Source organism: Maribacter spongiicola (assembly GCF_052119685.1).
Lineage (GTDB): Bacteria > Bacteroidota > Bacteroidia > Flavobacteriales > Flavobacteriaceae > Maribacter > Maribacter spongiicola_A.
Window position 1 is genome coordinate 80543 of the sequence record NZ_JBGQOO010000015.1, and the last position, 22544, is coordinate 103086.

At 34.9% G+C, this 22544-nt stretch carries 21 protein-coding genes; 11 read left to right on the plus strand and 10 right to left on the minus strand.

The window, feature by feature from the left end:
* The first annotated feature begins 51 nt into the window (after nt 1–51).
* On the plus strand, nt 52–792 hold the full coding sequence (lptB, locus tag ACEN2N_RS17240; protein ID WP_027064458.1) for an LPS export ABC transporter ATP-binding protein: 741 nt from the start codon (nt 52–54) through the stop codon (nt 790–792).
* A gap of 14 nt (nt 793–806) precedes the next feature.
* Here the strand turns inward: lptB and ACEN2N_RS17245 are convergent, their stop codons facing one another.
* From ACEN2N_RS17245 to ACEN2N_RS17280, 8 genes are all read right to left on the minus strand, one after another.
* Nucleotides 807–1208 carry a DUF4345 domain-containing protein gene (locus ACEN2N_RS17245; protein WP_441825482.1) on the minus strand — a complete coding sequence of 134 codons (402 nt, stop codon included), beginning with the start codon at nt 1206–1208 and terminating at the stop codon, nt 807–809.
* A 147-nt stretch (nt 1209–1355) separates the two neighbouring features.
* The gene (locus tag ACEN2N_RS17250) at nt 1356–1835 is read right to left on the minus strand and encodes a GyrI-like domain-containing protein (RefSeq protein WP_441825483.1); all 480 of its coding nucleotides are present in this window, start codon (nt 1833–1835) and stop codon (nt 1356–1358) included.
* The gene (locus ACEN2N_RS17255; protein ID WP_441825484.1) at nt 1825–2355 is read right to left on the minus strand and encodes a GNAT family N-acetyltransferase; all 531 of its coding nucleotides are present in this window, start codon (nt 2353–2355) and stop codon (nt 1825–1827) included. The genes ACEN2N_RS17250 and ACEN2N_RS17255 overlap by 11 nt, the downstream gene beginning before the upstream one ends.
* 16 nt (nt 2356–2371) lie before the next feature.
* Nucleotides 2372–4552 carry a B12-binding domain-containing radical SAM protein gene (locus ACEN2N_RS17260; protein WP_441825485.1) on the minus strand — a complete coding sequence of 727 codons (2181 nt, stop codon included), beginning with the start codon at nt 4550–4552 and terminating at the stop codon, nt 2372–2374.
* Between the two features lie 40 nt (nt 4553–4592).
* Nucleotides 4593–5537 (minus strand): tRNA dihydrouridine synthase, encoded by a 945-nt coding sequence (locus ACEN2N_RS17265; RefSeq protein WP_441825486.1) that lies wholly within the window; start codon nt 5535–5537, stop codon nt 4593–4595.
* Between the two features lie 7 nt (nt 5538–5544).
* Nucleotides 5545–6609, minus strand: a complete 1065-nt coding sequence (locus ACEN2N_RS17270) for a flavin monoamine oxidase family protein (RefSeq protein WP_441825487.1) — start codon at nt 6607–6609, stop codon at nt 5545–5547.
* 30 nt (nt 6610–6639) lie between these two features.
* Nucleotides 6640–7155, minus strand: a complete 516-nt coding sequence (locus tag ACEN2N_RS17275; RefSeq protein WP_441825488.1) for a DinB family protein — start codon at nt 7153–7155, stop codon at nt 6640–6642.
* Between the two features lie 26 nt (nt 7156–7181).
* Nucleotides 7182–7919 (minus strand): CDP-alcohol phosphatidyltransferase family protein, encoded by a 738-nt coding sequence (locus ACEN2N_RS17280; RefSeq protein ID WP_441825489.1) that lies wholly within the window; start codon nt 7917–7919, stop codon nt 7182–7184.
* Nucleotides 7920–8164: 245 nt separating this feature from the next.
* Here ACEN2N_RS17280 and ACEN2N_RS17285 point away from each other — a divergent pair, with 245 nt between their 5' ends.
* The 10 genes from ACEN2N_RS17285 to ACEN2N_RS17330 all read left to right on the plus strand — a co-directional run bounded on the left by ACEN2N_RS17285 (nt 8165) and on the right by ACEN2N_RS17330 (nt 20279).
* Entirely contained in the window at nt 8165–9346 is a 1182-nt protein-coding gene (locus ACEN2N_RS17285) for a lipoprotein N-acyltransferase Lnb domain-containing protein (protein WP_441825490.1), read from the plus strand.
* A 17-nt stretch (nt 9347–9363) separates the two neighbouring features.
* The gene (locus ACEN2N_RS17290) at nt 9364–11235 is read left to right on the plus strand and encodes an ABC-F family ATP-binding cassette domain-containing protein (RefSeq protein ID WP_441825491.1); all 1872 of its coding nucleotides are present in this window, start codon (nt 9364–9366) and stop codon (nt 11233–11235) included.
* Between the two features lie 155 nt (nt 11236–11390).
* Complete coding sequence (locus tag ACEN2N_RS17295; RefSeq protein ID WP_441825492.1) at nt 11391–11645, plus strand: hypothetical protein; 255 nt, start codon at nt 11391–11393, stop codon at nt 11643–11645.
* A 270-nt stretch (nt 11646–11915) separates the two neighbouring features.
* Nucleotides 11916–12272 carry a hypothetical protein gene (locus ACEN2N_RS17300; protein WP_441825493.1) on the plus strand — a complete coding sequence of 119 codons (357 nt, stop codon included), beginning with the start codon at nt 11916–11918 and terminating at the stop codon, nt 12270–12272.
* 31 nt (nt 12273–12303) lie between these two features.
* Complete coding sequence (locus tag ACEN2N_RS17305; protein WP_441825494.1) at nt 12304–12450, plus strand: hypothetical protein; 147 nt, start codon at nt 12304–12306, stop codon at nt 12448–12450.
* A gap of 78 nt (nt 12451–12528) precedes the next feature.
* Nucleotides 12529–13104 (plus strand): cob(I)yrinic acid a,c-diamide adenosyltransferase, encoded by a 576-nt coding sequence (locus ACEN2N_RS17310; RefSeq protein ID WP_441825495.1) that lies wholly within the window; start codon nt 12529–12531, stop codon nt 13102–13104.
* Nucleotides 13105–13240: 136 nt separating this feature from the next.
* Entirely contained in the window at nt 13241–13465 is a 225-nt protein-coding gene (locus ACEN2N_RS17315; RefSeq protein WP_027064442.1) for a DUF2795 domain-containing protein, read from the plus strand.
* A 216-nt stretch (nt 13466–13681) separates the two neighbouring features.
* Nucleotides 13682–17041, plus strand: a complete 3360-nt coding sequence (secA, locus tag ACEN2N_RS17320; protein WP_441825496.1) for a preprotein translocase subunit SecA — start codon at nt 13682–13684, stop codon at nt 17039–17041.
* Nucleotides 17042–17354: 313 nt separating this feature from the next.
* Entirely contained in the window at nt 17355–18575 is a 1221-nt protein-coding gene (locus ACEN2N_RS17325) for a sensor histidine kinase (RefSeq protein ID WP_423998477.1), read from the plus strand.
* Between the two features lie 144 nt (nt 18576–18719).
* Nucleotides 18720–20279: an amidohydrolase family protein gene (locus ACEN2N_RS17330; RefSeq protein WP_441825504.1), complete on the plus strand. Its 1560-nt coding sequence runs from the start codon at nt 18720–18722 to the stop codon at nt 20277–20279.
* 167 nt (nt 20280–20446) lie between these two features.
* Here ACEN2N_RS17330 and ACEN2N_RS17335 read toward each other — a convergent pair whose 3' ends face one another.
* Nucleotides 20447–20704: a hypothetical protein gene (locus tag ACEN2N_RS17335; RefSeq protein WP_441825497.1), complete on the minus strand. Its 258-nt coding sequence runs from the start codon at nt 20702–20704 to the stop codon at nt 20447–20449.
* 274 nt (nt 20705–20978) lie between these two features.
* A complete protein-coding gene (locus ACEN2N_RS17340) occupies nt 20979–22334 on the minus strand; it encodes a DEAD/DEAH box helicase (RefSeq protein WP_441825498.1) in 1356 nt (451 codons plus the stop codon).
* Nucleotides 22335–22544: the final 210 nt, after the last annotated feature.

Here is a 22544-nt window from a genome sequence, read left to right on the forward strand (position 1 = left end):
ATAATCCCTAATTACTTTTCTAACAGACCAATAACCAATAGATTTGAATACATGAAGTTACGTGCCGACAATATTATGAAGTCCTACAGAGGTCGTAGGGTGGTTAAAGGAATTTCTCTTGAAGTTAACCAAGGTGAAATTGTAGGATTACTTGGACCAAACGGTGCTGGTAAAACAACTTCCTTTTATATGATTGTTGGACTTATAAAACCAAATGGCGGTAGCATCTATTTAGATGACATGGAAATCACAAAATTTCCCATGTATAAAAGAGCTCAGAATGGTATTGGGTACTTGGCACAAGAAGCATCTGTCTTTAGAAAGCTAAGTATTGAAAAGAATATTTTAAGCGTACTTCAATTGACTAAATTGAGCAAGAAAGAGCAACACATGAAAATGGAGTCGCTTATTGAAGAGTTCGGTTTAGGTCATATTCGTAAAAGTCGAGGCGATTTATTATCTGGTGGTGAGCGAAGAAGAACAGAGATTGCTCGGGCTTTGGCTACCGATCCAAAATTCATTTTATTGGATGAACCTTTTGCAGGGGTTGATCCTGTAGCTGTAGAAGACATACAACGTATTGTAGCGCAGTTAAAGGACAAAAACATTGGTATACTTATTACTGATCACAACGTACAAGAGACACTTGCTATTACAGAGCGCTCATACTTAATGTTCGAAGGTGGTATTTTAAAATCTGGCGAACCAGAAGAATTGGCTGCAGATGAAATGGTACGTAAAGTGTATCTAGGTCAGAACTTTGAACTTCGTAAGAAGAAGTTAGATTTCTAAAGAGCACTATACACCTACTCCATTTCCGAATACTTTTTAAGATTATACCATCCCCATCCGAAGAATAATAATTCTAAAAGTAAGGCGGGCGTAAATAGTGGTGATACACCGTCAAAGAGTGTACTTACTATTCTACCAAATGAAATTCCGCCCATAAACAAAACATTGCAGACAGTAGCTCCATACCAAAGTTTTGCTTTAAAAGAGCCTAACACCCAGAATAGACCCACACCCATATAAATACCCATTACTGCACGCAACATATTCTTTAGCTCTAAATCAACCACTTCAAAACCCAAAAGTTCGGGCATAATATACGTTGGGTGACCACCATAGACTATACCGGCGATGATGACTATAATTCCTGATAATAATAAATTAAGATTTTTTTGATTCATCATTGAATGGTTTGCCATAAAATTGAATGTAACTTAACGCAGTTATTCTACTACTTAGTAAAAATACAACTAACAATAGTAACCTTAAAAGGAGTAGTATAATAACGTTAAATGCCACTAAAACTAATGACAACGACTATCACGAAAATGCAATCAGAAGCTATTTTACTTGGCTTTAATGGGAATCCAAACTTCTTCTTCTGAGCTAGGATCGTTGTTTTTATATTTTGCACCCAGCACTTCAAAATGCGGACGGTCATCTAATTCATATTCCGAATTAGGAATCCATTCTCCATAAATATATTGAAAAAAAGCGGATGCATTTTGCGCAGTTCCTTTATAGTTGAAGACAGCAAATAGTCCGCCTTGCAATACTAGACTATTCATTTCTTCTGGAATAAGCCCTACATCAGCAACCTCAACACAAGCCCACTTTACAAACTTTTTAGCAGGAGAAAACACTTGGAAATAGTCAGTAGGATATTTTTGTAACGAGATAAAATCATCTGACGACCTATTTAAAATCTCCTTACTTCGCAATCTAAAATTCTTCCAAAGTGCTAGCGTTGTATTATCAACAAAACTCATTTCTTGAAATAGACCTACAAGATTTTTAGGTTTCAAATCAACAATTCTAGCCGTCATTTTCATCTTTTTTTAAGTCTATTTCAAACAAACAAGCTGGACCTTCTTTATAGTGTGGTGGTAATTCGTCAACATTCGGTAGTTCGAATAAACCCAGAAAGTTAAACCCACACTTACAATAATGATTGATTAGACCGGTATTATCACCAATAGTATCCAAACGTATATATTGCTTGTCATGAGTTTTAGCAAAATCTTTAGCCCATTTCACAATTGCACCTACAAAATCATGCCCTCTAAAATCTGGGTTCGTTGCGATACGGTGAATATAAATAGCTGGGTCTTCATTTCGCTTTTCCCATATTTGAGCATCAGAAAAAGTGATAGCCCACACGCAAGCAAACGTATCGTCTATTAATAACTTAAACTGTCTGTTTTCTACTATTTCATTGGTGACCATACCTCTATCAAACTCTGGCCACACCACAACTGTTTTCTTACTCTTCTGATAAGCGGAAGCTATATCATATAGCCTGAAAATCTCATCTATTTCTTCTATTCGAACGTTTTCAATTTTCATATGCTCATTACTTAAATTATAGAACTAACAACCCATGATCACGTAAACCTACTACTTGTTTAGAGTACCAAAAAAGTTCAAAATCTTCTAACTGAGATTCGTAATCTTTTTTTAACTGACCGTAACTTACTGGTTTATTCTCAGGTTTCAATTGTTCTAGCGTAGCAAGTAACCATTCGCCTTTATCTTTATCTACTGTTATTTCATACATATCAGTCTTTGTATGAAAACCCAAATCTAACTGCTGCCAAGTCACACCTTTTTTCTTTTTTACTCTTTCTGTAGCTAAAGGCAAAGGACCGATCCACGCAATTTTTGCGGTTGGTTTCGTATTCAAAACCAATTCTTGCTGCAGGCAATTATAAATATAATCTGCGGATATAGTTGAAGTCGGAATTTTAAAATCGAACCATTCTTGCAAGCTCATATCAAAACCGATACCGTGCATAAAATTGAAGAGCGATTTCTTTAATCCGAAGCTAAACTTACTATGATCTACTCCTGTTTTGTCTTTAAAATCAATGTCGTTGTTAGCAAAGGTGATAGATTTCAAATCTGGCATTACTCCGTATTCCTCAGGATGCAAACCTACCGGACTATGAGCTGTCAATGCAAACTGATGCCAAAATCCCGATTGTATGATTCCCAGTTCAAACAACTGCCGAACCATCTCTAAACTGTCTACCGTTTCTTGAATCGTTTGCGTTGGGTAGCCGTACATTAAATACGAATGCACCATAATGTTCGCTTCGGTGAAATTTCGCGTTACTTGCGCAACTTGTTCTACCGTTACGCCTTTATCTATGAGTTTCAGAAGTCTATCTGATGCCACTTCCAATCCGCCAGAAACCGCAATACAACCCGATGCTTTTAGCAAAAAGCACAAGTCTTGCGTAAAGTTTTTCTCGAAACGAATATTTGTCCACCATGTAATGGTCAAATTTCTTTTCAAAATCTCCAATGCAAAAGCTTTCATTAATGATGGCGGTGCTGCTTCATCAACAAAGTGAAATCCTGATTCACCTGTTTGGGTCATTAATGTTTCAACTCGGTCAGCCAAAAGACTTGCTGCAACAGGTTCGTATATTTTAATATAATCTAAAGAGATATCGCAAAAAGTACATTTCCCCCAATAGCAACCATGTGCCATTGTCAATTTATTCCAACGACCATCGCTCCATAAACTATGCATGGGGTTGGCAATTTCAATGACCGAAATGTAATTGCTTAATTGCAGGTCAGCATAATCTGGTGTACCAACATCTTGCTGTTTATAATCTGGTTGACTTCTATTATTTTTATAAACTACTTGGTTATCCTCTAAGATAAAAGTGCGTTTCAATTCTCCTTCGCCATTTATTACAAATTGATGAACAAGTTCTAAAGGAAGTTCCCCATCATCTAGCGAAATAAAATCGAAGAATTCAAACACGCGAACATCGGTAAGGCTACGGAGTTCCGTATTTGGGAATCCGCCACCCATGGCTATTTTCACATCAGGATAATTTGCTTTTATAAATTGGGCACAGCGAAAAGCACTATATAAATTACCAGGAAAAGGCACTGAAAAACACACCAGTTTAGGTTGTACGGTTTCTAATTGCTTAGCTAGTAATTTCAGTGTTAATTCATCAATAAAAGTAGGTGCATTATTTAAATGATCATAAAGCTCATCAAATGAATTGGCACTACGGCCAAGCCGTTCGGCATACCTACTAAACCCAAAATTTGGGTCAATACATTCTACTATAAAATCTGATAAATCTTCAAGAAATAAAGTCGCCAAATGTTTGGCTTTATCTTGCATACCCATGTTACCAAAAGCCCATTCTAAATCATCTAACTGATTAAATCGAGATGCTTGCGGTAAAAAGTTATCGGTACATAATTGCCTTGCCAAGGTGTCATTTTTTCCTTGTAAAAAAAGAATAACGGAATCTAGCGTTTTCAAATAATCTCGGCGGAGAGCATATATTCTCCGGCAATTTTCAGACACAATAGCATCTGAAGAAAAAGCCATGTCAAATAGCTGCTGAAATGTATTCTTATTGAAGAGGAACAAAATAACCTCAATCCCTAAATCGGACTGAAAAGAAGAAATATCCTTTGTATTCAAAAACCCTTTAATATATGCCGTTGCCGGATACGGTGTGTTTAATTGGGTAAAAGGTGGTGTTATTAAAAGGAGATCTTTCACAAAGTTATTTTAGAGCAATGCTGCAAAGATAACTGTTCGCTTATTCATTATTCAATATCTTACATACCGCTTGTTGATAAGCCTTTGGATTATTTGCTTTCTTTATTTTCTTGAATGCCTTTTGCGGATTAGAAGTTGATTGAGCGAAATATTCCCAGAAGCCCTGCATTTTCATTTTAATGGGCGTTGGTCCAGATAATGCTTCATCATATTGCTGATAAATGGTATCGTGAAATTCTGAGAAAATCTTCCATCGATCTTTCGGGTATTCAGTGGTGTTATTCTTGATCATACTTGGCAGAAATGGATCGGCAATTAATCCTCTTCCCATCATAAAATGGTCTATGGAAGGAAAACGTTCTTGCATTTCTTTAAACTTCGCTACCGTAGTAATATCGCCGTTATAGTATAATGTATGTTTGGTACTTTCAACACACTTCTGAAAAGCTTCAAGGTCTACTCCGCCTTTATACAATTGCTTTCCAATACGTGCATGAATAGCAATATTCTTTAACGGGTACTTATCTAGAATAGGAAAAACATCTAGAATCTCTTCTGCATTGTCGTAGCCCATTCTCATTTTCATAGAAACTACAACATCAGTTTCTTCATGAGCACGTTTTAAAATGTAATCTATTTTTTCGGGATTACAAATGAGTCCGCTACCCATACCTTGTTTTGTTACCATTGGGTAAGGGCAACCTAAATTCCAGTTCAATTCCTTATATCCTAAACTTTGAATATACTTTACAACGAACAGAAACTCATCGGCATCACCCGTCATAACTTGCGGTATAACTTCTAACGTAGTGTTATTCTCTGGCTGTAAATCTTTTTGATAGGAGTTTTTTATCACCATTTTACCATTCAAACGAATGTATGGCGCATAAAAGGTATCGATACCTCCAAAATATTTATGAAACGCATTGCGGAATCTAAAATCGGTAAAGCCCTGTAATGGGGATGATAATAAGGTAACTGACATGTATATATTACTGCGTTAGGTGCAAACTTTTCAGTTTTGCAACAACAGATTCAGCTGCAAAAATAGCGCCTTCCATGTAACCAGAGTGATGTTTTGAGGTTTCTGCACCAGAAATAAATAATTTATTCTCGAATAAGGGTGCTTGATACAGTGCATGCCCCCCATTTTGATGTGGAAATAAATTTTCTTCTTGCCTATTCGATTTGGTAAACTCTTCATTGTACCAAGGCGTCTCGTGATACGATTCGTATTGCAAAGCCTCATCACCAAATACCATTTTCAACTGTGCTTCTATTTTCTCTATGCGTTGTTCTTTTGTAAAACGAGCACAACTGCCAGATGCGAAACCAACCAGCGCGTAAGAACCCGTTTCTAAATTAGATTGATCATAGAACTCGGTAAGCGGTCCAACATTACTAAATATAGTACCCGATTTACCTTGCGCTCTCCAAAACGGTTTTTTATAGGTTAGGGCAACTTTAATGGAATCTTGCATCCAAGTATGGGTTTGTTCTGCTAAAGAAACCAATTCATTAGGTAATTGAGGTGTAAATGTTATTTGATCTATTAATGCTGCTGGTGGCAATGTAGTAATAACAATATCAGCATTTAAAGTGCGAGAATTGGTTTTCACTTCAAAATCATCATCAATCACATTTACCTCATTAACCTCTTCATTTAAAAAGATAGTATTTGGTTTCAGTTTAGCAGCTATTGAATTTAGCAAATCAACAGTCCCGTTTTTAAATCGGTAACTCGGACTATCATTTGGAACCGCAATTTCTTGGGGTGGTACATTTGAAAATGTTTGAAAATAAGATGTACCGGTCATAAATTGTTCGAAATAAGGAACTTTAAATTCCTCTATAACATCTAATAAATGGTAGTGACTTTCATTAAACCAAGTAGCACCCATTTCAACTTTTGCCTTCCCAGATACTATAGTGTTAATTCTACCACCAATTCTTTCTCGTGCTTCTAAAACCTTGACATCAAAACCTAGTTCTTGTAAACGATATGCAGTTAACAAACCCGTTAATCCTGCGCCGATAATTACTACCGATGTTTTCATGCTATAAAGTTATTCTGATTAAATGACGGACTAAGATATTTTAGATTGCAGTACACTGGCAGTTACTAATAATTGCCCAATATGCCTTTGACTATGCTCTGCAGCATGAAATAAGAGTCCGACTACAGTAGATGGCAGCTTCTTTCTACCAACAGTTCTTTTCTCTGTAAGTGTTTGTTCTGGTATCGTTTTGAAGTATGCTAGCGCTTCTTCAACCTTAGTTGAAAATTGCTCTTGTAAATCAACAACATCGGTAGTTAAATTAAAGGCACCTTCTTTCTTTAAAAATTGAAATTGCACGTCGGTTAGCGATTCTCCTTTTGCGTAGGTCAACATTCTATCTAAAACTCCCGTGATATGATTCATGTGGAAACCAACGGAAGCTCTGCCTGCAGTTTTTGCCCATAATAACTCTTTAGGGAAATCTGAAGTGTATTTTTTCAATTCACGTTCAGACTGCAATAATGCATGTGCGGCAGGTTGTAATAAATCTGGTACACCTTGTATAGGTCCGCTTAACCAAAACTCATATTCATCATTATCCATAATCGTTTTCCTAAATAAATCTAAGTTTAAAGTCTCTCTTGTATGACAGAACTTACTACATAAAACAGAATAATTAAGGGAATAGCCATGAATTTCATGGTAACGATTAGCACAAGACTAATGATAAGAAAGATATAACGCATGGCATTATCTTTAAAGCTCGTATTCTTAAATTTTAAAGCAAAGAGCGGCAAATTAGCATTCAGCAAATATGCACTTACCAGTGTTAAAATGATTAAGAACCATTGATTAAGGATGATGCTATTTAAAAAATCATTGTTCTGATATAAAAGTATCAATGGTAATGAAAGAATTAAAAGTGCATTTGCAGGTGTTGGCAAACCAATAAATGAAGACGTCTGGTTTTCATCAATATTGAATTTCGCCAATCGATATGCAGATGCCATGGTAACGATAAAACCAAAAAAGGGTATTAAATGAATAAATTGAAATTTACCAGCTTCCATAAAAAAGTGAGAACCATCTCCCCATCCGCTAGTTTGTGACATTGCCAATAATTGAAACATTACAATACCTGGTACGAGTCCGCTAGTAATCATATCTGCCAAAGAATCTAACTGCAAACCTAATTCGCTTTTTACATCTAAAACACGCGCTGCTAATCCGTCAAAAAAATCAAAGAAAATACCTAGTGCAACAAAAATTGCAGCAAGTTCTAATCTATTCATGACAGCGAACATAGTAGCCACACAGCCACAAAATACGTTTAAAAGTGTAATAACATTAGGAATATGTTTTTTCATTTGATTCTAAATTAAACAATAAGTACCTATTTAATATGACAAGGACATATCTTAATATACACCTTGATTATCTGCGATAAAAATAAGATATTTCTACTGGTTCTAAGTTTTAAATTAAGAAAGTAAAATCAGTTTTACCGCCAATCTAAAAATCAATACAAATTTTCAATGGTAAATTATAATAGCATTTAGAATTAAGTATCTTATTATTCGCATCTTTGCAGCTGCTATGAGTTAGTATACGTATGTTCAAAAGAATCTTAATTTTATTTCTATTTTTCATTGCACTTTTGGGACATTCTCAAAATGTAGAACTCTCGCCATTATCAAAAATTAGTTTGCTAACCGTTGGTACAGGTGAAGATTTAGCAGCCAAATTTGGACATAGCGCTATACGACTACAAGACCCAACTTTGGGCATAGATGAAGTTTACGGTTATGGTACATACGATTTTGAAGACCCTAATTTTTATCTGAATTTTACTAGAGGTAAGTTATCATACACCATATCTAGAATTCCGTTCAAATACTTCGATTACTCATACCAACAAGAAAAACGGTGGATCAGAGAACAAATTTTAGATGTAAACTTAGAACAACGCAACCAGATCGTCACTTTTCTAGAGCACAACTTACTACCTGAAAACAAGAAATATAAGTATGACTTTTTGTTCGACAACTGCGCTACCAGAATACCAATGGTATTTGAAAAGACATTAGGTAGCACATTTAATTTTGATTATAATTATTTAGAAGATCAACTGACATTTCGAGAATTGATCCGTTTGAAGTTGAATCCGAATTCGTGGTCTAATTTCGGTATTGACCTTGCGTTAGGATCCGTAATTGACAGAGAAGCAACGCCATACGAACATTTGTTCTTACCAATTTATGTGTACGAGCAGATGAAACATTCTACGCTAAATGGCAAGCCGATAGTTAAAAGTGAGTCCGTTATTTTAGATATACCTGAACAAGAATACCGATCACTTATATTTCTAACCCCATTATTTTGGCTTTTCATCTTACTGGTATTGGTTTGTTATATCACCTATACAGATTTTAAAAACTTACGAAGAAATAAATGGTTAGACTTCGGACTATTCGCGGTTACTGGGTTAGCAGGCGTTCTAATTTTATTCCTTTGGTTTGGCACAGACCATTTGGCAACGAAGGCAAACTTTAACTCGTTGTGGGCATTTGCACCCAATGTCATAATCGCATTTATTATGATTAAAAAGCAGATTCCGTCATGGATGATCACTTACATCATATTTTTAATCATATTATTAGGTATCACTTGTATACTTTGGATGTTCAAAATTCAAGTGTTTTCTATATTATTAATCATCGTATTATTAGCATTAGCTATTCGCTATTTATATCTAATCTATTATTTTAAGAGTACATATTTAGCAAAAAAATAAAAATCAAGTTACTTTACATGAATCTACTTACCGTTGAAAATATTTCGAAATCCTATGGCGAAAATGTTCTTTTTGAAAACTTATCTTTTGGGATCAATAAAGACCAAAAAATTGCTTTAATCGCTAAAAACGGTACAGGAAAAACTTCTATACTGAATATATTGTCAGGGGCTGACACTCCCGATTCTGGTCAGGTGAACTACCGTAAATCTACACGCGTATCTTTTTTGGATCAAGAGCCAGTAATGGATCCCAACTTAACTGTAGAGGAAACTATCTTTGCTTCTGATAATGAGATTTTAAAAGTCTTAGAAAATTACGAAAAAGCATTATTAAACCCTGAAGATGCAGATGCTTATCAAAAAGCTTTTGATGCGATGGATCGTTTTGAAGCTTGGGATTTTGAAACCCAATACAAACAAATTCTATCTAAGCTAAAACTAGAAGATTTAGATGCTAAAGTTGGCAAACTCTCTGGTGGACAAAAGAAACGTTTGGCACTTGCCAATGCGCTAATAAATAAGCCAGACCTTTTGGTATTAGATGAGCCTACCAACCATTTAGATTTAGAAATGATCGAATGGTTAGAAGAGTTTTTCGCCAAAGAGAACATGACTTTATTTATGGTAACGCACGACCGTTTCTTTTTAGAGCGCGTGTGTAATGAAATAATTGAATTAGAAAACGGAAAGCTTTATCCGTATAAAGGAAACTATTCTTACTACTTAGAAAAGAAAGAAGCCCGTATTGAGCAAGAAGCCACAGAGCAACATAAAACAGAATTACTATTTAAAAAGGAGTTGGATTGGATGCGTAGGCAACCAAAAGCGCGTACTACAAAATCTAAATCCAGAATAGATGATTTTGCCGTAATTAAAGACAAAGCTAGCCAACGTAGAAAAGATCATCAAGTTCAGCTAGAGTTGAATATGGAACGTGTGGGAAGTAAAATTCTTGAGCTTCATAAGATTTCTAAATCCTTCCCTGGCAAACCTATTCTAGACAAATTCGAATATGTTTTTCAAAAAGGAGAACGTATTGGTATCATTGGTAAGAATGGTACCGGTAAATCTACCTTCTTAAATATTTTAAGTGGACGAGACCAACCAGATAGCGGTAAAGTAATTGTAGGCGAAACAATTAAATTCGGCTACTACACACAAAAAGGTATTGATATAAAACCTGGTCAAAAGGTAATTGATGTCATTCGTGAGTTCGGAGACTACATTCCTTTAATGAAAGGGAGACAGATTTCCGCTCAGCAATTATTAGAACGTTTTCTTTTCGACAGAAAAAAGCAATATGATTTCGTTGACAAACTAAGTGGTGGTGAGCGAAAGCGATTATATCTATGTACCATATTAATTCAGAATCCGAACTTTTTAATATTAGATGAGCCTACCAACGATTTAGATATTGTAACCCTAAATGTATTGGAAAGCTTCTTGTTAGATTTTCAAGGATGTTTAATGGTGGTATCTCACGACCGTTACTTTATGGATAAGATTGTAGATCACCTATTTGTATTTAGAGGTGATGCCGTAGTTGAAGATTTCCCAGGTAACTATTCTGACTACAGAGCATACGAAGACAGTCAGGTATTGGAGAAACGCGAGCAGAAAGAAATTCAAAGTGCACCAAAAACTAGCTGGAAAGAACCCGACGATACACCGAAAATATCTTACGCAGACCAACAGGAGTTCAAAAAACTGGAGCGTGAAATTCAAAAATTAGAAAAACAAAAAGTTGTGCTACAAGAGAAGTTCACCGATGGTTCATTAAGTGGCGATGATATTAAAGCACTAGGTATAGAACTTAAAGAAGTAACCGACACTATTGAAAGTAAGACCGAGCGTTGGTTCGAGCTTTCAGCACTAATGGAAGGTTAAATTAGAGTAACACATTTATTTCCGAATATATTTTAAAGCTACATTGACCGTAGACGAATGATTTTTACCATTCGTCTACAGATAAATGACGCCCAACGACGTGCTTCAAAATATGTTTGTTCATCCCTGTACTTTAGCAGTGTAAAACAAATAGTATGAAATCAATTATTCTTTTAACCGCTCTTTTCTTCTCTACTTTCTTAGTACAGGCGCAAGCTAACAACGAGAATATTTCTGTAGAAATCGAAACTATACAAGTAGAGCTGGTTCAAACAATTGAAAGTAATGATATCGTTCTTCCAACAATTGAAAACACAATCGAAGTTGCAAGATTATACAAGAACAAAAACAACAGAGTAATCAAGGCTTTAGAATTCACAACAAAAATGAACAACGCTAAACTTTCTTAATACAATTTTCAAATACCCTTTTCGCCCCAAACGTATACCTACCCCATTTCTTACCAAAACCTACTTTTTAAATCATTACAATTCTAAGTTCAAGCACTATCTTTACTTTTAAATCCATTGAAAAAGTAAATCTTGTTCCGTTTTATATCCTTAATTAAATTTATACTTACTTCTACCAATCAACATGGGGTTCATTCACCTTTTGTTTATGGTTACATAACCAAATGCCTTTACAAGAAAAAGCAGCTTAAGCTTCCGAAAACTTTAAAAGTGCTCATAAAAAGTATTGCCTATTTTAAATATGATTCCATATATCTAATTGGAGATTATAAAACATCTGAAGAAATTATAAAACAATACTTTACAACTATTTCAATAACAGAAAATAATGCCGAAGTTATCGTTTGCAACATATCTGACCTTAGTGATACTAATTTAGATATCAACAATTTATCTAATGATTGCATGTTACTATTAGATAATATACATACCAATAGTAAAAATTTTAAAACCTGGACACAACTTACAGAATTAAAGCATGTTCGCGTTTCTATAGATATGTTTTATTGCGGAGCTCTATTCTTCAGAAAAGAACAAGTAAAGGAACATTTTAAAATACGGATTTAAACCAGTAATTTTAGACTAAAGTAAATTTTTAATGAGCAGTAATACTATTTATATTACCCTAGGTGTCGTTTTCGCTATTTACTTAGCTATACGTATTACCAGTAAAGGTAAATCTAGCGAGCGAAAATCAAGAAAGTTCATGGAAGATTATGAACGTAAAGACAAGAAAGAGAATTAATCATTCAGATTTTATATCACAATAATTCTCCCTATTTATATAAAGTAAACTACACCTCTACTTTCTACAATTTATAAAATGAAAATATATACCAAAACAGGAGATGACGGCACTACCGGACTTTTTGGGGGCACCCGTGTACCTAAACATCATATTCGTATCGATAGCTATGGTACAGTCGATGAATTGAATTCTTGGTTAGGTCTCATTAGAGATCAAGACATAGACCCTATTTACCAACAACAACTTACTGCCATTCAAGAACATTTATTTACCGTTGGGGCTATTTTAGCTACCGACCCAGAGAAGGAAATACTTAAAAATGGTAAAAATCGCTTGAAGATTACCAAAGTAGGTACCATTGAAATTGAATTTTTAGAAGGAGTTATAGATGAAATGGATAGTCAATTGCCACCAATGACTCATTTTATTCTACCTGGTGGTCACACAACAGTGTCATACTGTCATATTGCACGAACTGTATGCAGAAGAGCAGAACGCATCTCCACTTTATTGTATCAAAATGAGCCATTTGATAAAAATGTGCTATCTTTTATTAATAGGCTTTCAGATTATCTTTTTGTATTGGCACGAAAATTGTCTTATGATTTAAAGGCGAATGAAATAAAATGGATTCCTAAAAAAAAGGACTAATAAATCTGTAATTTATTCGTTATCAATAAACAAATGCAAAAAAAATCGAAAAAAAAAAAATGAAATTTTTAACTAATTTCTTTGCTGTCTCGATTTAAAAATTACTTTTGCAAAAAATTAAAATCAAACAATTACTATGTATTGGACATTAGAATTAGCATCTTATTTAAGCGATGCACCTTGGCCGGCAAGTAAAGATGAGTTAATAGATTACTCCATCAGAACTGGAGCCCCTCTTGAAGTAGTAGAAAATTTACAATCTATGGAAGAAGAAGGTGGCGAAATATATGAATCTATCGAAGAGATCTGGCCTGACTACCCTACGGAAGAAGACTACCTCTGGAACGAGGACGAATATTAATATTCGATATTATAATAACTACTAAAAAGTCTCCTTGGAGGCTTTTTTTTTATGTAATTTTGGCAGGTTATTAGGTTAAACGGTTCAAAAAACAAGACTGGAATACCTTTTGCTATTTTACCGTGTCGAGCATATTTGTCGACTCTATAATAATTTGAATAGAATCTTCGTCATAATTATGGCAGGGTAAATTTCATTTCTAATAGTTTAAAATATATGAGTTTCATTAATTCCATCCTAAAGGCATTCGTCGGTGATAAATCACAAAAAGATGTAAAGGAACTACAGCCTTTAGTAGATCAAATAAGATCATTCGAATCAAAGTTAGAAAGTCTTAGTCATGACGAACTTAGGCAGAAAACAATAGAATTCAAGAAGGTTATAAAAGAATCTATAAAAGAGAAAACAGACCAAATAAGCACTTTAGAAGAAGAGGTAAAAAACTCTACCGATATTGATAAGAATGAAGATATCTATACCGAAATAGATAGACTAAAAGAAGAGGCATATACCATTTCTGAAGAGACCTTGAACAAATTACTACCTGAAGCTTTTGCTGTAGTAAAGGAAACTGCCAAGCGATTTGCCAATAACGAAACGTTACAAGTGACTGCTTCTGAGTATGACAGAACGTTGTCAGGCTCTAAAGATTATGTCACACTTGAAGGTGCTAATGCCATCTGGAAAAATTCTTGGAACGCTGCCGGTAAAGAAGTTACTTGGGATATGGTACATTATGATGTACAACTTATTGGCGGTATAGCCATGCACCAAGGTAAAATTGCAGAGATGCAAACTGGTGAAGGTAAAACACTTGTGGCAACCTTACCTTTATATTTAAATGCTTTGAGCGGTAACGGTGCCCATTTGGTAACCGTAAATGATTATTTGGCAAAAAGAGACAGTGCTTGGATGGCACCCATATTTCAATTTCACGGCTTATCGGTAGATTGTATTGATCACCACAGACCAAATTCTGATGGTAGACGCGCAGCCTACAATGCCGACATTACTTATGGTACAAATAATGAATTCGGATTCGATTACCTGAGAGATAATATGGCGCATACGCCAAAAGATTTGGTACAACGCCCGCACAATTATGCAATGGTCGATGAGGTCGATTCAGTTTTGGTCGATGATGCTCGTACCCCGTTAATTATATCTGGTCCGGTACCAGAAGGTGACCGTCATGAATTTAATGAGCTGAAACCAAAGGTTGACGAAATTGTAAAAAAACAACGTCAGCATTTAACAGGTGTATTAGCAGAAGCTAAAAAATTAATCGCAGAAGGTGACACCAAAGAAGGTGGTTTTCTTTTACTTCGTGTATATCGTGGTTTACCTAAAAATAAAGCATTAATTAAATTCTTAAGTGAAGAAGGTGTAAAACAATTACTTCAGAAAACTGAGAATTTTTACATGCAAGACAACAACAGGGAAATGCCGGTTGTTGATGAAGATTTATTGTTCGTAATCGATGAAAAGAATAACCAAATAGAATTGACAGATAAAGGTGTCGATTATATTTCTGGAGAGCAAAATAGAGATTTCTTTGTTATGCCAGATATTGGTGGAGAAATTGCCAAGATTGAAAATCAAAATCTTGAGATTGAAAAAGAAGCTGAACTTAAAGAAGATCTTTTTAAAGATTTTACTATTAAGAGTGAGCGTATACATACCATGAGCCAATTATTAAAGGCTTATACCCTATTTGAAAAGGATACGGAATATGTGGTAATGGAAAATAAGGTAATGATTGTTGATGAGCAGACGGGTCGTATTATGGACGGTCGTAGATACTCTGACGGTTTACACCAAGCAATTGAAGCAAAAGAGAATGTAAAAATTGAAGCATTAACTCAAACTTTTGCAACGGTAACTTTACAGAACTACTTTAGAATGTACAGCAAACTTGCGGGTATGACAGGTACTGCTGTTACCGAAGCTGGTGAATTTTGGGAAATCTACAAGTTAGATGTTATGGAAATTCCAACTAACAGACCTATTGCTAGAGAGGATAAAAACGATTTAATTTACAAGACTAAGAGAGAAAAATACAATGCTATTATTGAGGAAGTAACCAAAATAAGTCAAGCAGGCAGACCTGTACTTATAGGTACAACTTCTGTTGAAATCTCAGAATTGCTATCTAAATTATTGAGTGTACGTAAAGTACCTCATAATGTACTGAACGCAAAACTTCATAAAAAAGAAGCAGATGTAGTTGCCGAAGCGGGTAATGCAGGTGTGGTAACTATCGCCACCAACATGGCGGGTCGTGGTACAGATATTAAACTATCTGAGGCTGTTAAGAAAGCAGGCGGACTAGCAATTATAGGTACAGAAAGACATGATTCTCGTCGTGTAGATAGACAGTTACGTGGTCGTTCTGGTCGTCAAGGAGATCCAGGCAGTTCTCAATTCTATGTTTCTTTAGAAGATAACCTAATGCGTTTATTCGGTTCTGACAGGGTTGCTAAGATGATGGATAAAATGGGCTTGGAAGATGGTGAAGTTATTCAGCATAGCATGATGACCAAATCTATTGAACGTGCTCAGAAAAAAGTGGAAGAAAACAATTTCGGTGTACGTAAGCGTCTTTTAGAATATGATGATGTTATGAACGCGCAACGTGAAGTTGTGTATAAAAGAAGACGTCATGCATTACAAGGCGAGCGTTTAAAGCTAGATATTGCCAATATGGTCTATGATACCTGTGAGGTAATCGTAGAAAGCAATAAAGCTGCAAGTGATTTTAAGAATTTAGAATTTGAATTGATCAAATACTTCTCGATTACATCGCCTGTAGATGAAGCAGAATTTGGTAAAATGACCGCTCAAGAAATTACCGGTAAAATTTATAAGGCTGCATACGAATATTATAATGATAAGATGGAGCGTAATGCTGCGGCGGCTTTTCCAGTCATTAAAAAGGTACATGAAGATAATGCCAATAACTTTGAGCGTATCGTAGTTCCTTTTACAGACGGAATTAAAAGCTTGAATGTAGTAACGAACCTTCAAGAAGCATATGACAGTAACGGTAAGCAATTGGTTACCGATTTTGAAAAAAATATCTCATTGGCTATTATAGACGACTCGTGGAAAACACATCTTCGTAAAATGGATGAGTTAAAGCAGTCTGTACAATTAGCGGTTCACGAGCAAAAAGATCCTTTATTAATTTATAAGTTCGAAGCATTTGAACTTTTTAAATCAATGATCGAAAAGGTGAATAAAGATGTTGTTTCTTTCTTGTTCAAAGGAGAACTACCTTCTGAAAATCCGAATGCAATACAAGAGGAAAGAAACGTTCAACGTAAAGAAAATTTACAGACTTCAAAAGAAGAAATTCCGAATAGTGATGAAATGGCGGCACGTAGCAGAGCGGTTAGTCAAAATCAAGCTGAACGTCCTTCAGTTACAGAAACTATTACCAGAGAACAACCAAAAATTGGCCGTAATGAACGCGTTACCATTAAAAATGTTATGAGCGGTGAAAGTAAAACGGTAAAGTTCAAACAAGCTGAACCACTTTTACAAAATGGTTCATGGGTGTTAACCAAAGATTAAATTATATAATAGTATTAGTATTAAAAAGGCATCCAATCGGATGCCTTTTTAATTTGCTCTTTCTAACGAGTTATGAATAAACATGATAGAAAAGAATGAAAATATTTATTCTATTTTATGATCATACAGAGAAAACTATAATTAACAATTGATTTAAAATTTTTAACCATTATTTAGGTAAAAAAAATATGTAATTCAAAAAAATATTCCTGGTTTTTATCATACTAAAGCAGAAAATACTAGTATAATGATAAAAACATAATTAGATTTACATTACGTAATTCGTATATTTTATAGTACCTAAATAATATCTATGCCCGGATTTACCATTGACAAAGAACGTCTTCAGGATAAAACCAAACTTTTCTTAAGGGTAAATTATACCACAAGTATCATCTCGTTCCTTTTTGGAGCATTGTGTTATTTTGTTCTGAATATTACCCAAGTCATTCCATTTGTACTATTTGGCTTTGCCTTATTAAATATTATCAATTTACTGTATTTCAAAGTTCATAAGAACATTTTACCAACATTCAATATTTCATCAATTTTCGGATTGATATGCGCAGTAATCGTAACCTTGTATAGTGGCGGCATTCATAGTCCGTTCATATTTATGATACCTCTTATTGCCGTTGGTGGTTTCATTACAAGTGCGCGATATGGTAGAGTCTATCTGAATATTATTGTAGTACTCATACTTTTAGTTTTTTCACAATCGATACCTGAGTTTAGTTTTACAGAAAACGTAGTTCCAGAAAGCTCTAGTGCTATATTTAGTCTAGTTTCTGTTTTATTTTCAGTCTTTATTTTAGGTAACACTTTAGTAAAAACACTGTTGAAGACTTATAACGACATGTACAGATCAAAGAAAGATTTAGCGATACAGGTAAGCGAAAAACAAAATCTTTTAAAAGAGGTACATCATAGGGTAAAGAATAATTTACAAACCGTTTCTAGTCTATTAAGTCTACAATCGCGAAATATAGAAGCAGGACCAATGAGAGGGCTTTTGAAGGGTACTCAGAATAGAGTTATTGCGATGGCAATGGTTCACGAAATGCTATACATGCGTAACGATATTAGCCATATTGAGTATAAATCTTACGTTCAAGAATTGGGAGAGTATTTAATTCGTTCAATAAAAGGAAATGAAAACAATGTAGATTTATTAATAGATATTCCTGATATTAAATTAGGCATAGACACAGCGATACCTTTAGGATTATTAATAAACGAGACCTTGACAAATGCTCTGAAATACGGAATTGAAGGCGAAAATAATGGCGCAATCAGCATCAAACTACAGAAAGATTTAGAAAAAGAGCACTGTTATATTTTAGAGATTGGTGATAACGGAATAGGTTTTCCAGAAACGATCAATTATAAAAACACAAAATCATTAGGTTTAAAATTAATTCATAACCTTACACGTCAATTAAGAGGAACCATAAAACGTGACAATTCTAAAAAGGGAACTAATTACATTATAAAGTTTCAAGAAATAAAGCAGCAATTATCTCCTGTAGCTTAAAGAATACCTCTCTTAAATACTAAAATCATTATTCCAATTTAAAGTTGGTTAACAGTTACTATAATTTCTATTGCTTTATCTATATTTAAGGTAACTAACTCAAACAACCACTTTATGTTACGTAAATTAATTCTTGCGACAGCAATGACCTTCTCTGTCATGCTAACGGTCAATGCCCAATCATTGCAAGGCGATGGTCCACATTCACAATTAATAATTAGGGGCGTTATGCTCATTAACGGTAATGGAGCACCACCACAAGGCCCCATTGATATTGTAGTTGAGAATAATGTTATTAAAGAAATTTCAGTTGTGGGCTATCCTGGGGTTGCCATTGATGATTCAAAAAGACCGCAATTAAAAGCGGGTGGTAAAGAATTGGACTGTACCGGTATGTATTTAATGCCTGGGTTTATAGATATGCACACTCATATTGGTGGCGATGCCCAAGGTGCAGATCCAGATTATGTATTTAAACTTTGGATGGCACATGGTGTTACCACTGTTCGGGAAGTTGCAGGTAGGGGTATTGATTTTACGTTGGAACTAAAGCACAAGAGTGAGAAAAACGAAATCATAGCACCACGAATTATTTCTTACACTGCATTTGGGCAAACAAGTAAATCATTCAATCCGCTAAACGATATTCCGATTTCTACTCCCGAACAAGCAAGAGAATGGGTTCGTGCCAATGCAAAAAAGGGAGCAGATGGTATTAAGTTCTTCGGAGCCGAACCCGCAATTATGGCCGCAGCACTTGATGAAAATAAAAAATTAGGTCTTGGCTCTGCCTGCCACCATGCACAAATGAGTGTAGCCCGTTGGAATGTTTTACATTCCGCCAGAGCCGGTCTAACTTCTATGGAGCATTGGTATGGTTTACCCGAAGCTTTGTTCGATGATAGAACCGTACAAGATTTTCCATTGGACTATAATTACCAAAACGAACAACACCGTTTTGAGAATGCTGGTAAATTATGGGCACAAGCTGCAGAACCTTATTCTGAGCATTGGAATAATGTTATGAATGAATTATTAGCATTGGATTTCACCATGGATCCAACTTTCAATATTTATGAAGCTAGTAGAGATTTACAGCGTGCTAGAAGAGCTGAATGGCATGAAGATTACACATTGCCTTCTTTATGGGAATTCTATCAACCAAGTAAGGTATCTCATGGTTCTTATTGGCATGATTGGGGTACAGAGCAAGAAGTTGCCTGGAGAAATAATTATAAACTGTGGATGACCTTTATCAATGAATATAAAAATAGAGGTGGCAGAGTAACAACAGGATCAGATTCTGGATTCATATTCCAATTGTATGGGTTTGCTTATATACGAGAATTGGAACTTATGCGTGAAGCAGGCTTTCATCCTTTAGAAATTATACAATCAGCAACCTTAAATGGAGCTGAAGCATTAGGAATGGATGACAAATTAGGTTCGGTGACAATAGGCAAATTGGCAGACTTCGTCATTGTTGAGGAAAATCCGCTTCAAAATTTCAAAGTACTCTATGGTACGGGAGCTATAAAACTGACCGATGATAACGAGGTGGTTCGTGTTGGTGGCGTAAAATATACCGTCAAAGATGGAATCGTTTACGATTCCAAAGCATTATTGGCAGATGTTAAAAGACAAGTAGATGAGGCTAAAGCTAAAAGTAACTATACTATTAAGCAGCCTGGTATAAAAAATTAAAACTTACGTTTGTCTACCGGCACTTTAATTGGACGTACTTTTTTTTCGTTTTTTGAAGTAAAAGCAATTGTTGCTATAACGATAAGTGCTGGTATTATAATTGAAAGTAACATCATAATTTTAAATTTGAAAGGTGCTTCATTGCACCTTTTAATATATGGCAAAGATTATGCCAACTTACCATAAGTCTTGTTAGTAACAAATGCTAATTCTTTATTAACTCTAGCATTCTTATATCTGTATAAACGTGCTATTGACGTTTCAGTAGTAATTGTAATCGTTTTCTTGTTGCTAATATCGTTAAGGCTATCAACCAAAACAATACCCACTTCAGTAGGGTTAACTTTATCATCTGTTTGGGGTGTTTGTGCTATTGCTAATGCGCCAGCGAAAATTACTATTAGTATGGTTATTAGTGCTTTCATATTGTAATATTGAACAATGTAAAAGTACCTTGAGGTCTAAGATTAAGCATTGTGACCTCGCTGAACTGCTATAATTTTCGGCTAGTGTAAAAATCTGTGATGAATCGACAAAAAGTGTCGACGAATGGTTTTTGACCTAAAAACACCACACCGACTTGGTGTGTATTTCATCGGTATTTTTAATTTAGGACTTTATAGCTGTTAGCTCAAAACTGAGTAATATCAGACAGCTTTGCTACCAAAACAAAGCTTCAAAATGAAGAAATAAGTAGATTTAAAATTTATGTCTTCCACGTTTACCGTAGTTCTTGTCGCCACGAGTTTTCGATTTCGTGTATTTCTTTTTAATGATACGTTTATAAGAACCACCTTGATTTTCCTTTTTATTCTTTTCAGACTTTTCATGAAAACTAGCTCCACGTTCATCTTCATTAATATTTAAAGGATTCTCGTGCTCTTTGTGCTTTGGTTGCTCGTCGAAAGTAAGTTTAGTAGCAATTTCAACATCATTAGGTAAAGGCAATAAATTAACTTTATGCGACATCAAATCTTCAATAGCATCTTTAGCCTCTTCTTCTTGCTCAGTAAATAATAAGATAGAAGTACCTTGTTTCTCTGCCCTACCCGTTCTACCGATTCGGTGCATATAGTTTTCAGGATATGTTGGCGTATCAAAATTTATAACGTGAGATATCTCTTGTAGATCCAATCCACGAGCCATAACATCGGTAGTAACCAAAATACGGTTCTTACCCTCGTCGAACTGATTAATAGATCGTAGTCTGTAATTCTGAGTTTTGTTGGAGTGAATAATACAGATTTCTTCACTGAAAAATTCTGCCAACTCTTTAAACAGTAAATCGGCACTACGCTTGCTTGAAACGAATACTAAAACTTTATGATACGTTTCTACATTCTGTAATAAATTCACTACCAGATTTACCTTCGTATAAAAGTTAGGTGTAGCGTACCCGTATTGGGTAATATTCTCTAACGGAGTTCCACTAACGGCAATCGCAATTTTCTGAACACCGGTAAAGAAATCGGTAATGAACAATTCAATATCATCGGTCATGGTAGCCGAAAACATAATATTCTGTCTCTTTTGTGGTAAAAGCTCAAATATATTTACGAGCTGAAACCTAAAGCCTAAATCTAGCATTACATCGACCTCATCAATTACAAGTTTTTTTACTTGTTTTAACTGAACAGCCTTTGTTAAGATCAAGTCATACAATCTTGCTGGCGTTGCGACAAGAACATCTGTACCTAATGCCAAGGCATCTTTTTGGCGCAACATACTTTTACCACCAAATACGCCTAGAACACGAATGCCTGCATATTTTGCTAGTTTTTCTGCCTCTTCTACAACTTGCACCACAAGCTCACGAGTAGGTACAAGAATTATGACCTTTGGATGTATTTCTTTAGAAAAACTCAGTGTATTTAAAATAGGAAGCAGATAGGCAAAAGTTTTACCAGTACCCGTTTGGGCTATACCTACAACATCACTACCACTCATTACAATAGGAAAAGCTTTCTCTTGAATTGGAGTAGTATTTTTAAAACCTAGATCTTCAAGTGCTTTTTCTAAGTTTCTAGATATCTTTAAATCGGTAAACAACGGCATAACAATCACTTTTGTAATTAAAGCGCAAAGCTATGCCGATTAGTTGACAAATCACATAAAGTGAGAGATTTATCGGCAATTATGTCAAATATGACTTTTAAATCGAAAAGATTAAGGGCATTTTCTTTTCAGGAGGACATATTAAAATAGTTTACATTGATTTTATTAATTGGATAAACATAAATTATTATATTTCAAATAGAACAGATT

Excerpts from the sequence above, each read along its gene's own strand:
- ACEN2N_RS17245 (WP_441825482.1), bottom strand. The coding sequence starts at position 1,208 with ATGGCAAACCATTCAATGATGAATCAAAAAAATCTTAATTTATTATTA.
- lptB (WP_027064458.1), top strand. The coding sequence starts at position 52 with ATGAAGTTACGTGCCGACAATATTATGAAGTCCTACAGAGGTCGTAGG.
- ACEN2N_RS17280 (WP_441825489.1), bottom strand. The coding sequence starts at position 7,919 with ATGAAAAAACATATTCCTAATGTTATTACACTTTTAAACGTATTTTGT.
- ACEN2N_RS17255 (WP_441825484.1), bottom strand. The coding sequence starts at position 2,355 with ATGAAAATTGAAAACGTTCGAATAGAAGAAATAGATGAGATTTTCAGG.
- secA (WP_441825496.1), top strand. The coding sequence starts at position 13,682 with ATGAGTTTCATTAATTCCATCCTAAAGGCATTCGTCGGTGATAAATCA.
- ACEN2N_RS17265 (WP_441825486.1), bottom strand. The coding sequence starts at position 5,537 with ATGTCAGTTACCTTATTATCATCCCCATTACAGGGCTTTACCGATTTT.
- ACEN2N_RS17275 (WP_441825488.1), bottom strand. The coding sequence starts at position 7,155 with ATGGATAATGATGAATATGAGTTTTGGTTAAGCGGACCTATACAAGGT.
- ACEN2N_RS17270 (WP_441825487.1), bottom strand. The coding sequence starts at position 6,609 with ATGAAAACATCGGTAGTAATTATCGGCGCAGGATTAACGGGTTTGTTA.
- ACEN2N_RS17335 (WP_441825497.1), bottom strand. The coding sequence starts at position 20,704 with ATGAAAGCACTAATAACCATACTAATAGTAATTTTCGCTGGCGCATTA.
- ACEN2N_RS17310 (WP_441825495.1), top strand. The coding sequence starts at position 12,529 with ATGAAAATATATACCAAAACAGGAGATGACGGCACTACCGGACTTTTT.
- ACEN2N_RS17315 (WP_027064442.1), top strand. The coding sequence starts at position 13,241 with ATGTATTGGACATTAGAATTAGCATCTTATTTAAGCGATGCACCTTGG.
- ACEN2N_RS17325 (WP_423998477.1), top strand. The coding sequence starts at position 17,355 with ATGCCCGGATTTACCATTGACAAAGAACGTCTTCAGGATAAAACCAAA.
- ACEN2N_RS17290 (WP_441825491.1), top strand. The coding sequence starts at position 9,364 with ATGAATCTACTTACCGTTGAAAATATTTCGAAATCCTATGGCGAAAAT.
- ACEN2N_RS17285 (WP_441825490.1), top strand. The coding sequence starts at position 8,165 with ATGTTCAAAAGAATCTTAATTTTATTTCTATTTTTCATTGCACTTTTG.
- ACEN2N_RS17305 (WP_441825494.1), top strand. The coding sequence starts at position 12,304 with ATGAGCAGTAATACTATTTATATTACCCTAGGTGTCGTTTTCGCTATT.
- ACEN2N_RS17295 (WP_441825492.1), top strand. The coding sequence starts at position 11,391 with ATGAAATCAATTATTCTTTTAACCGCTCTTTTCTTCTCTACTTTCTTA.
- ACEN2N_RS17330 (WP_441825504.1), top strand. The coding sequence starts at position 18,720 with ATGACCTTCTCTGTCATGCTAACGGTCAATGCCCAATCATTGCAAGGC.
- ACEN2N_RS17250 (WP_441825483.1), bottom strand. The coding sequence starts at position 1,835 with ATGACGGCTAGAATTGTTGATTTGAAACCTAAAAATCTTGTAGGTCTA.
- ACEN2N_RS17340 (WP_441825498.1), bottom strand. The coding sequence starts at position 22,334 with ATGCCGTTGTTTACCGATTTAAAGATATCTAGAAACTTAGAAAAAGCA.